The sequence below is a fragment of the Dietzia sp. B19 genome (assembly GCF_014145155.1).
Lineage (GTDB): Bacteria > Actinomycetota > Actinomycetes > Mycobacteriales > Mycobacteriaceae > Dietzia > Dietzia natronolimnaea.
The window spans coordinates 1-1,703 of record NZ_JAALED010000190.1 but is presented as its reverse complement, the minus strand read 5'-3'; the positions used below and the strand labels follow the sequence as shown (position 1 = coordinate 1,703).

2 protein-coding genes are annotated in these 1,703 nt (G+C 69.2%); one reads left to right on the top strand and one right to left on the bottom strand.

Annotated elements, in window-relative coordinates:
* Positions 1–81: 81 nt before the first annotated feature.
* Complete coding sequence (locus tag G6020_RS06530) at positions 82–1,101, bottom strand: mechanosensitive ion channel domain-containing protein (RefSeq protein WP_182610065.1); 1,020 nt, start codon at positions 1,099–1,101, stop codon at positions 82–84.
* 90 nt (positions 1,102–1,191) lie between these two features.
* Between G6020_RS06530 and G6020_RS06525 the strand changes: the two genes are divergently transcribed.
* Positions 1,192–1,703 (top strand): PspC domain-containing protein (locus G6020_RS06525; RefSeq protein ID WP_182610064.1); only part of this gene is annotated, 512 nt, incomplete at its 3' end.

Below are 1,703 nucleotides of genomic sequence, written 5' to 3'. Positions count from 1 at the left end.
ACGGGCGGCCGTGGAGCGACCGGCGGTCGCGGCGCGGGGGCCGACACCTGATCGGTCGCGTTCTCACTCATACCGCCATGGTCACAGATCGCGACCCCGAGAGGTATCGGGGATCTCCCCCGGTTCGTCCGTCCCGGGAGCGGTCCCGCCCACCGCACGGATGTCGTAGGCCACGCTCGCCGGAGTGATCCCGAGTTCCTTCAGCCCGGCCACCAGGTCACGTGAGATCGCGTCCTTGACCGCCCGCGCCCCGTGACTGCCGACGACGAAACGGACGGTCACGAGGATCCAGTCCTCCTGGAGGGAGACGAAGACCTGCGGTCCGAACTCGCGGACGTCGACCGCGTAGACGCGGCTCATCCGCTGCATACTCGCCATCGCCTCGTCGCTGAGTCGGCGCGTGTGCCGCTCGGCGCACGCGGAGAACATCTCGTCCACAGCGCGCAGATCGACGTCGAAGGGGAGGTTGACCGAGATCTCCTCCCAGAGGAAGGGGAAGCCGCGGGAGTAGTTGAAGACGGCCTCGTCGAAGATCACGCCGTTGGACACGGTCACCACCCGCCCGGTGAACTGGCGGCTCGGTACCCAGTTCCCGGTCTCCGATCCGGTCATGGACGACGGGGCCCCCATCTCCATGACGGTCGTCCGCAGGAAGCCGAGTGACATCACGTCGCCACGCACCTCCCCGACGGCGATCCGGTCACCGACGGCGAAGACCCTGCCCCGGAGGATGACGAAGTACCCCGCGAGACTCGCGATGACCTTCTGCAGGGCGAAGGCCAGCCCCGCGGTGACGAGCCCGATCCCCACGGTCAGGTCGGTCCCCGGCGTCACCCAGATAGAGAAGAGACCCAGCACGGCCACGACCGCGGTGAGGAGCTGGAGACCCTGTTTGGTCCAGAATCTGGATGCGGATCCCGCGGGGCCGGTGACCGTCCGCATGATCGTGCGCGACGCGGAGTTGAACAGCGACAGCACCACCAGCAGCGCCACGCTGAGGAGCACTTTGAGGACGGTGCGTCCGCTGACGCCGACCATCGTCACACCGAAGAACCGCAGAGGGTCGTCCGAGCTCAGGAATCCCACGACGGTGTCGACCATGCCGCCATCATCCCCGCCGGGTGCTCTCAGGGTCGAATATCAGGGTCGGCCCCCGATGTGGAAACACGGCCGGCCCACCACGATGGAGTCATGTCCAGCACCAGCACCCACGACGTCCCATCAGAGCTCCGCTCCCTGTGGCGGACCCGACCCGTCCGGACCCCGGACGACGCCAAGATCGCCGGCGTCTGTGGCGGATTCGGCCGTCGCTACGGGGTGGACCCCGTCCTCTTCCGCATCGCCTTCGTCATCGCCGCCCTCTGGGGCGGGGCCGGGGTGTTCCTGTACGCACTGATGTGGCTGCTCCTGCGCTCCGCCGGAGACGAGGTCTCCAAGGGGGAGGCGCTGATCGGGAAGGGCCGGGCATCCGGTTCCCGGATCACGGCCGCGGTCCTCGTCGTCGTCGTCCTCCTCAGCGCACCCACCTTCGGCGGTTCCGGGGAGAGCCTCGTGGTGGGGGCCGGGTTCCTCATGGGCGTCGCCATGCTCGCCGGCTGGTACGGACTCCACCGCCGCACCCCCGTGCCACCCACCGGGTGGTCCGAGGTGTCGGCCGTGCGACCGCGGTCGACGCGCGCCGGCACCAGCCGTGCCGCCGGGGC

What these genes read in the sequence shown, in the direction of transcription:
- G6020_RS06530 (WP_182610065.1), bottom strand. Translation starts at nt 1,101, where the DNA reads ATGGTCGACACCGTCGTGGGATTCCTGAGCTCGGACGACCCTCTGCGG.